Origin of the sequence: Agrococcus sp. GCM10030265 (assembly GCF_042666675.1) — a bacterium.
Classification (GTDB): Bacteria; Actinomycetota; Actinomycetes; order Actinomycetales; family Microbacteriaceae; genus Agrococcus.
In genome coordinates, this window is record NZ_JBHTCZ010000002.1 from 104,954 (window position 1) to 113,261 (window position 8,308).

Here is an 8,308-nt window from a genome sequence, read left to right on the forward strand (position 1 = left end):
CGACGACGCCGGGCGGGTCCATCGCGGACCCGCCCGGCGTCGTCGTGCGGGGTCAGTACTGCGCGGTGAGCGTGACCGCAGAGCCCTCGTCGACCGAGGCGCCGGCCTCGGGGCTCACGGCGGTGGGCTGCGCGACGGCCTGCAGCGGCCCGGGCACGTTGGTGTCGAGGGTGACGACGAAGCCGAGCGCCTCGAGCGCCGCGACGGCGTTCGGGATGTTCATCGAGAGGATGTCGGCGGGGATCTGCACCTGCGGCACGCCGCTCGACACGACGATCGAGACCGCGGCGCCCGACTCGGGCTGCGCGCCCTCCGGGTACGCCGCGCGGATGATGCGCCCCTCGGGGACGTCGCGGCTCGCCTCCGTCGCGACGTCGCCGATCGTGAGGCCGACCGCCTGCAGCACGGTCTGCGCGTTCGCCTGGTCGAGCCCGGCGAGCCCGGGCTGCGGCCCCCGCGACACGACGGGGTGGAACGACGAGCCGCGCGGCCACTCGGGCTGCGACTGCGAGTCGGCGCCGCCCGGCGCCCATGCGGCGAGCACGATGCCGTCGGGCTGGTCGGAGAACCAGGGGATGCTCTCGACGGCGACGAAGCCGGCGGCCTCGAGCGTCGCGGCGGCGTCGCCCTCGGCGACGCCCGCGAGCTGCGGAGACGGCAGCATCTCGACCCCGAGCGACACGACGAGCGTCACCGCCGCGTCGCGCGGCAGCTCCGTGCCGGGCGCGGGGTCGGTGCGCAGCACGCCGTCGAGCTGCACGTCGGGGCTGTGCTCGCCGACGCGGTCGTCCGCGACGACGAGGCCGGCCTCCTCGAGCGCCGCGGTCGCATCCGCGATGCTCGAGCCCTGCGCGATCTCGGGCACCGTCGTCTGCCCGCCCGGCCCGGCGTTGAACCACCAGCCGGCGCCGGCGGCGACGAGCGCGAGCACGAGCACGATCGCGAGCAGCACCCAGCCGCGCCTGCGGCGCACGAGCGCCTTGCGCTGCAGCGCGTGCGCCGCGGGCGGCACCTCGCCCGTGCCGAGCGACGGCAGGTCGCCGGTCGCCACGGCGGCGCGCGGCGCGCGGCGCTCGGGACGGCGCTCGGCGGCCGTCTCGACGACGGCGGTCGCGGCGGTGGGCGCGCTCGTGGGCAGCATGCGCGTGTGGGCGCTCGTCGTCGAGCGCTCGCCACTGCGCACGCGCACGACCTCGTCGAGCATCTCGCCGGCATCCGACGGCCGCAGGTTCGCGTCGCGATGCGTCGACCAGTGCACGAGCAGGTCGAGCTCGTGCGGGATCGACGGCTCGAGCGACGAGGGGGAGGGCACCTGCTCGTGGGCGTGCTGGTACGCGATCTGCAGCGGCTGCTCGCCCGTGTAGGGCTGCTTGCCCGTGAGCATCTCGAAGAGCATGATGCCGACGGCGTAGATGTCGCTGCGCGCGTCGGCGATGCCGCGGGTCACGAGCTCGGGGGAGAGGTAGGCGATGGTGCCGAGCAGCGCCTTGCCCGTGGCCGTGTTGGCCGTCGCGGCGCGCGCGAGGCCGAAGTCGGCGATCTTGATGCGACCGTCGTGCGCCAGCAGCACGTTCTCGGGCTTGATGTCGCGATGCACGATGCCGGCGCGGTGCGCGGCCGACAGCCCGGCGAGCACGGCCTCGAGCACCTGCAGCGCCTGCTCGGGGCGCACGCGCCCGCGCTCGAGCAGCAGGTCTCGCAGCGTGATGGAGGGGATGTGCTCCATCACGAGGTATGCGAGCCCGGGCTCCTCGCCCTGGTCGAGCACGTTCACGACGTTGGGATGCGCGAGCCGGGCGGCCTGCCTGGCCTCCTGGATGAAGCGCTCGCGGAACTGGTCGTCGTCCGCGAGGTGCGGATGCATGACCTTGATGGCGATGCGGCGGTCGAGCCGGAGGTCGGTGGCGACGTAGACGGTCGCCATGCCGCCACGGGCGATGCGGTCGACGATCTGGTACCTGCCGTCGACGAGGCGCCCGATGAGCGGATCGTCGAGCGGTGCGGGCACGTCAGGATCGTAGAGGCTCGGCGGCGGTGCGCCGTGCGGGCACGCGGGAGACACGGCACACTGGTGTCGTGGACACCGCTTGGCTCACGATCCCCGATCTCGTCGACCGCATGGGGCTCGGCCCCTCCCGCATCCGCAGGCTCGTGGAGGAGCGGGCATTGCCCGCCACCCGCCGCGACGGCGTGCTCGTCGTGCCCGAGGTCTTCCTCGTCGACGACGCGCCCATGGGGGAGCTGAAGGGCACCGTCATGCTGCTCGGCGACCTCGGCTTCGACGACGACGAGGCCGTCGCATGGCTCCTCGAGGACGAGCCGTCGCTCGGCACGAGCCCGATCGCCGCGCTGCGCGCCGGCCGCAAGGCCGAGGTGCGGCGCGTCGCGCAGGCGCTCGGCTAGCGACTAGCGGTCGCGGTTCGCGGCCGCGGCGGCGAGCCGCTCGAGCTCGAGCACGGCGCCGCGCGAGAGCTCGGCGTCGCGCAGCGCCTCGAGCGCGCCGCCGACGGCGCGATCGATCATGCCCTCGAGGCGCTCGAGCGCACCCGCGTCGGCGATGGCGCGCTGCAGCATGCGGATCTGGTCGGGCTCGAGCGCAGGGTCGCCGAGCAGCTCGTCGAGCGTCGTGCGGGGGCCGGCCGCCATCTCGCGGCGCGCGAGCTCGATGAGCACGGTGCGCTTGCCCTCGCGCAGGTCGTCGCCGGCGGGCTTGCCGGTGACCTCGGGATCGCCGAAGACGCCGAGGATGTCGTCGCGCATCTGGAAGGCGGTGCCGACCGGCACGCCGTAGCCGCTCAGCGCCTCGAGCTGCTGCGCGCTGCCGCCCGCCATCGTCGCGCCGAGCAGCAGCGGCGCCTCGACCGAGTACCGCGCCGACTTGTAGACGGCGACGGTGTGGGCTCGCTGCAGCAGCGACTCTGGCTCCTGCCGCACCCACGCCGCCTCCTCGAGGACGTCGAGGAACTGGCCGTAGCCGACCTCCTCGCGCATCGTCGAGAAGACGCCCATCGCGGCGGGGCCTCGGCCGGCGGGCAGCGCTGCGGCACCGGCGCGCGCGAGGTCGTCGGCCCAGCCGAGCAGCAGGTCGCCGACGAGGATGGCGCCGTTCACGCCGAACGGCCCGGCACGGCCTGCCCACTCGCTCGCTCGGTGGACGCCCTCGAGCCTGCGGTGCACGCTCGGCTGGCCGCGACGCGTGTCCGAGGAGTCCATGACGTCGTCGTGCACGAGCGCGGCGGCATGGAAGACCTCGACCGCCGAGGCCATGGCGACAACGGCCTCCCACTCGGGGTCCTCGGGGCTGCCCGTGGTGCTGGGCGCGTCGGGGCGCGCGGCGGCGACGGCGTGCCAGCCCCAGTGCAGGAAGCCGGCGCGCATGCGCTTGCCACCCGTCGTCAGGCCGTCGACGGCGTCGAGGATGGGCGAGAGGTCGGGCGAGATCGCGGTCGCGGCGGCACGCCGCTCGAGGAGGAAGGACCGGATCCGCGCATCGACCGCCGTGGAGAAGCGGGAGCCGGACACATCCATAGCCTAGTGACAGTCCCAGGGCGTAGACTCGGTCGTCCGGGAACCTGGGGGGACTACATGCCTTTGAGCGAGCAGGAGCAGCGCCTTCTCGACGAGATGGAGCGCAACCTCTACAAGCACGAGGCCGACATCGTGTCGACGTCGAGCGGTCCCCGCACCGTGAACTACACGCGCGTGGCGCTCGGCATCGCGCTCGTGGCCGCCGGCCTCGCCGTCGTGGTCGTGGGCGTCGTGGTGCAGATCGCGCTCGTCGGGGTCGGGGGCTTCGGCCTCGCCGTCGCGGGCGCCATGGTCGCGCTCACCGCGTCGAAGCCCGCCGAGCCGTCGGAGGACGGCGCGCCCGCCACGGGCGCGGCGCCGAAGCAGCGCAGCCGCTCGTCGATCATGGATCGCCTGAGCGACGAGTGGGACAAGCGCCAGCAGCAGTAGCGCTCCACCCGCACCGCTCCACACGAGCTCGAAGGCCGGCCCCCACGGGGCCGGCCTTCTCGCGTCTCGGCGGCGACGAGCAGCCCTCCACCGCGCTCCACGCCCTGTGCATCGAGCCGGCGGGCGCCTCCCTCCACCGCGCTCCACGCCCTGTGCATCGAGCCGGCGGGCGCCTCCCTCCACGGCGCTCCACGCCGACCACGGCGCGGCGCCCGCCCGCCCTCGCGCGCCACCACCGCTCGTGGCGCGGCCTCGGCGCGCCCGCGGGCTCCTGCCCGTCCTCCACCGCACTCCACCAGGCGATTGCTGGGAAGTCGCGGCGAATCCGAGCGGATCTCCGTTCTCTGTGGGTGAAAGTGGAGTAGAGTGGAGGAACGTGCAGCACGCACGTCCCAACCACTGGCCGGATGGAGAGGGGGCGCAGTGTTCCTCGGCACCTACGCCCCGAAGCTCGACGACAAGGGCCGCGTGATCCTGCCCGCCAAGTTCCGCCAGGACCTCGAGTCGGGCATCGTGCTCACGCGCGGCCAGGAGCGCTGCATCTACGTCTTCTCCGCCATCGAGTTCCAGCAGGTGCACGAGCGCATCCGTCAGGCGCCGCTCACGAGCGCCGGGGCCCGCGATTTCCTGCGCCTCTTCCTCTCGGGGGCCTCGAGCGAGTCGCCCGACAGCCAGCACCGCATCACGATCCCGCCCGCGCTCCGCGAGTACGCGGGCCTCGAGCGCGACCTCACCGTCATCGGCGTCGGCGACCGCGCGGAGATCTGGGCCACCGACGCGTGGACCGCCTACTACGAGGCCAAGGAAGCCGACTTCTCGAGCACCACGGAGGAGGTGATCCCGGGGATCTTCTGACCCGAGCCCTCGACCCTCAGCCGAGGCCGCGCCGCACTTCCCCGGTGGCGCGACCGCGGATGGGGATCCGGGATTCGGGATCGGGCCCCGCACATCATGGCCGCAGACGCACTCCACACCCCCGTCATGCTCGAGCGCTGCCTCGAGCTGCTCGCCCCCGTCGCCGGTCGCGACGGCGCCGTCGTCGCCGACGCGACGCTCGGCATGGGCGGCCACGCCGAGCGACTGCTCGAGCGGCACCCGGGTCTGACCCTCGTCGGCATCGACCGCGACCCCGACGCCATCCGCATCGCGGGGGAGCGGCTCGCCCGCTTCGGCGACCGCGTGCGCATCGTGCGCCACGTGTACGACGAGCTCGAGGAGTCGCTCGACGCCGCGGGCGTCGACCGGCTCGACGGCATCCTGTTCGACCTCGGCGTCTCGAGCCTGCAGCTCGACGACGCAGATCGCGGGTTCGCCTACTCGAGGGACGCCCCGCTCGACATGCGCATGGGGCAGGAGGGCACGACCGCCGCCGAGCTCGTCGCGACGCTCGACGAGCGTGAGCTCGCCCGCATCATGCACCGCTACGGCGACGAGCGCCTCGCGAGCCGGTACGCCCGAGCGATCGTGCGCGAGCGGCAGGAGCGCCCCATCGTCACGAGCGCCCACCTCGTCGAGGTGCTCGACGCCGCGACGCCCGCCGCCGCCAAGAAGCAGGGGCACGTCGCGAAGCGCGTGTTCCAGGCGCTGCGCATCGTCGTCAACGACGAGCTGGGCGTGCTCGAGCGCGCCATCCCCGCGGCGCTCGACGCGCTCGAGCCCGGCGGGCGCATCGTCGTCATGGCCTACCAGTCGCTCGAGGACCGCATCGTGAAGCACGCGCTGCGCGACGTCACCACCGACCGCACGCCGCTCGGCGTGCCGGCCGCGCTGCCCGAGCACGCCGCGCCCTACCGGCTGCTGCTGCGCGGCGCCGAGCAGGCCGACGCCGACGAGCAGGCCAGGAACCCCCGATCCATCCCCGTGCGGCTGCGAGCCGCCGAGCGCATCGAAGGAGGAGCATGAGCGCGCTGCCCGCCATCCACGCACTGCCGGAGCGGACCCCGGATCGTGCCCCCGAGCGTCGCAGGGGACTCGTCGTCCTGCCGCGCCCCCGTCTGCGCCGCGCCCCGAGCATCGTGCACGGCGCCGTCGCGCTCGCAGGGCTCGGCGCGATCATCCTCGGCCAGCTGGGCCTGTCGATGCTCGTCGGCGAGAGCGCCTACGAGATCGCCGGCCTCCAGTCGACGTCGGCGACGCTCGGTCGCCAGGAGCAGACGCTGCAGGAGCGCCTCGACACGCTCGAGTCGCCGCAGCAGGTCGCGCTCGCCGCCGAGCAGCTCGGCATGGTGCAGGGCCAGGCGAGCATGTTCCTGCAGCTCTCGACCGGCGCGGTCGTCGGCGGGCCCGACGCGCTGCACATGCAGCAGCCAACCGTCGCCACCGACGGCAGCCTCCTCGTCGCGAACGAGCTCGTGCAGCCCTCGCAGCAGGCGCCCGCGGCGCCGGCGCCGGCCGAGGAGCCTGCGGAGCCCGAGCCCTACCCGGGGATGCTTCTGCCCGCCGAGGGCGTGGCACCCGGGGTCTCGGGCTAGTCGCCGCTACCGTCGCAGCGAGCCTCGCGAGGGGCGAGCGAACGTGAGGAAGGGGAGCCGTGCCGTCGAAGCAGCGCATGGGGCGCCACACGCGTCTGCGGTCGATCATCACCGGCGTCGTCATCGTGGCGCTCGTGGGCGCATGCGTCGTGCGGCTCGTCGACATCCAGCTCGTGCGCGCCGAGGCGCTCAACGCCGAGGCGGCGGGTCGCGTGGGCGCGACGGTGCCGGTGCACGGCACGCGCGGCGACGTGGTCGACGCGAACGGCACGGTGCTCGCAGGCACGGTCGACCGGTGGGATCTCACGATCTCGCCGCAGTTCGTGCACGACCTCACGGAGCGCGACGGGCTCGCGCCGGGCGAGGTCGTCACGGGTGGCGAGATCTTCGAGCGCCTCGCGGAGATCACGGGCGACGACCCGCTCGCCTACCAGGCCGCGGTCGACGCGGCGCTCCAGGCCGACGCCGCCTCCGACTACCTCGTGCTCGCCACTGGCCTCGACGGCACGCAGTACCAGCGCATGCGCGACCTGCAGACCGAGCTGCCCATCGGCTTCGTCACGATGCGCTCGAACCCGCAGCGCATCTATCCCGCGGGTGCCGTCGGCGGCAACCTCGTGGGCTTCATGGGCACCGACGGCCCGCTCGCCGGGCTCGAGATGACGCAGAACGACTCGTGCCTCGCGCCGACGCAGGGCACGCAGACCTTCGAGCGCGCGGAGGACGGCACGCCCATCCCCGGCAGCACCGTCGTGACCGACGAGGCCTCCGACGGCGGCACGCTCGCGCTCACCATCGACGCCGACGTGCAGTTCCAGGCGCAGCAGCTCGCCGAGCAGTACCGCCAGCAGTACCAGGCGCAGCACGCGAACGTCATCGTCGCGCGGACGGACGGCACGCTCGTCGCCGTCGCCGAGACGCCGTCGGTCGACCCCAACGACCCGGCGGCGACCCCGTCCGAGTTCCGCGGCTCGTTCGCCTTCACGCAGGGCATCGAGCCCGGCTCGATCTTCAAGACCATGGCGATGGCGGCCATGCTCGACCTCGGGCTCGTGCAGCCCGAGGACGAGCAGACGGTGCCCTGGCGGTACGACCCCGACGGCCCGGTCCGCGTGTCGGACTCGCGGTCGCACGCCGACGAGCGATGGACGGCGACCGGCATCCTCGTCAACTCGTCGAACGTGGGCATGGTGCAGCTCGCGCAGGGCCTCGGCCGCGACGACTACTTCGACTACCTCGAGGGCTTCGGCTTCGGCGAGCCCACGGTGGGCTTCCCGGGCGAGGAGGCGTTCCCGCTCGCGGCCGAGCCCACGTCGCTCGACCCGCAGACGCAGCTCAACGTGCTCTTCGGCCAGGGCATCCAGGTGACGCCGATGCAGATGGTCGGCGCGTACCAGGCCCTCGCGAACGGCGGTGTGCGGCAAGATCTGCGGCTCGTCGGCTCCTGCACCCTCGCCGACGGCACCGTCGTCGAGCCCGCGGCAGGCGACTCGAACCGCGTCGTCAGCGAGGAGACCGCCGACACGCTCCTGCAGATGATGGAGCACGTCGTCACCGACTACGGCGCCGTCGACTTCCCGATCCCCGGGTACCGCGTCGCCGCGAAGACCGGCACCGCGGAGGTCGTGCTCGACCCCGCCGCGGGCTACGACCCCGTGCAGCGCATCGTCACGACGTCGGGCGTGTTCCCCGCCGACGACCCGCAGTTCGTCGTGTACGTGCAGCTCGACCTGCCCCAGACGGAGCGCACCAGCGCGGCAGCCATCCCGCTGTTCCACGATATGGTGAGTGTCCTGATCCGGGAGTACGACATCCCGCCGAGCACCTCGCAGGCTCCAGACCTGCCGCTCGAATGGAACGACTGAGATGGACGGTGGAAC

At 73.5% G+C, this 8,308-nt stretch carries 8 protein-coding genes; 6 read left to right on the forward strand and 2 right to left on the reverse strand.

Annotated elements, in window-relative coordinates; all coding sequences use genetic code 11:
* Positions 1–52 precede the first annotated feature (52 nt).
* Positions 53–2,008, reverse strand: coding sequence for a Stk1 family PASTA domain-containing Ser/Thr kinase (gene pknB, locus ACFQPP_RS04680; protein WP_376915392.1), 1,956 nt, complete (start codon positions 2,006–2,008; stop codon positions 53–55).
* A 68-nt stretch (positions 2,009–2,076) separates the two neighbouring features.
* On the opposite strand from pknB, the gene ACFQPP_RS04685 reads away from it, so the two are divergent.
* Positions 2,077–2,403, forward strand: coding sequence for an Rv2175c family DNA-binding protein (locus ACFQPP_RS04685; RefSeq protein ID WP_376915393.1), 327 nt, complete (start codon positions 2,077–2,079; stop codon positions 2,401–2,403).
* 3 nt (positions 2,404–2,406) lie between these two features.
* Here the strand turns inward: ACFQPP_RS04685 and ACFQPP_RS04690 are convergent, their stop codons facing one another.
* On the reverse strand, positions 2,407–3,522 hold the full coding sequence (locus ACFQPP_RS04690; RefSeq protein ID WP_376915394.1) for a polyprenyl synthetase family protein: 1,116 nt from the start codon (positions 3,520–3,522) through the stop codon (positions 2,407–2,409).
* A gap of 63 nt (positions 3,523–3,585) precedes the next feature.
* Here ACFQPP_RS04690 and ACFQPP_RS04695 point away from each other — a divergent pair, with 63 nt between their 5' ends.
* The 5 genes from ACFQPP_RS04695 (at position 3,586) to ACFQPP_RS04715 (ending at position 8,293) form a co-directional block, all read left to right on the forward strand.
* Positions 3,586–3,957: a DUF3040 domain-containing protein gene (locus tag ACFQPP_RS04695; protein ID WP_376915395.1), complete on the forward strand. Its 372-nt coding sequence runs from the start codon at positions 3,586–3,588 to the stop codon at positions 3,955–3,957.
* 423 nt (positions 3,958–4,380) lie between these two features.
* Complete coding sequence (gene mraZ, locus ACFQPP_RS04700; protein ID WP_376915396.1) at positions 4,381–4,812, forward strand: division/cell wall cluster transcriptional repressor MraZ; 432 nt, start codon at positions 4,381–4,383, stop codon at positions 4,810–4,812.
* 96 nt (positions 4,813–4,908) lie between these two features.
* Entirely contained in the window at positions 4,909–5,859 is a 951-nt protein-coding gene (gene rsmH, locus ACFQPP_RS04705; RefSeq protein WP_376915397.1) for a 16S rRNA (cytosine(1402)-N(4))-methyltransferase RsmH, read from the forward strand.
* Positions 5,856–6,428: a hypothetical protein gene (locus tag ACFQPP_RS04710; protein ID WP_376915398.1), complete on the forward strand. Its 573-nt coding sequence runs from the start codon at positions 5,856–5,858 to the stop codon at positions 6,426–6,428. The genes rsmH and ACFQPP_RS04710 overlap by 4 nt, the downstream gene beginning before the upstream one ends.
* A 59-nt stretch (positions 6,429–6,487) precedes the next feature.
* Complete coding sequence (locus ACFQPP_RS04715; RefSeq protein WP_376915399.1) at positions 6,488–8,293, forward strand: peptidoglycan D,D-transpeptidase FtsI family protein; 1,806 nt, start codon at positions 6,488–6,490, stop codon at positions 8,291–8,293.
* The last annotated feature ends 15 nt before the right edge of the window (positions 8,294–8,308 follow it).

Bases quoted from the DNA above. Each gene is read 5' to 3' on its own strand.
- ACFQPP_RS04695 (WP_376915395.1), top strand. From the start codon at position 3,586: ATGCCTTTGAGCGAGCAGGAGCAGCGCCTTCTCGACGAGATGGAGCGC.
- rsmH (WP_376915397.1), top strand. From the start codon at position 4,909: ATGGCCGCAGACGCACTCCACACCCCCGTCATGCTCGAGCGCTGCCTC.
- ACFQPP_RS04710 (WP_376915398.1), top strand. From the start codon at position 5,856: ATGAGCGCGCTGCCCGCCATCCACGCACTGCCGGAGCGGACCCCGGAT.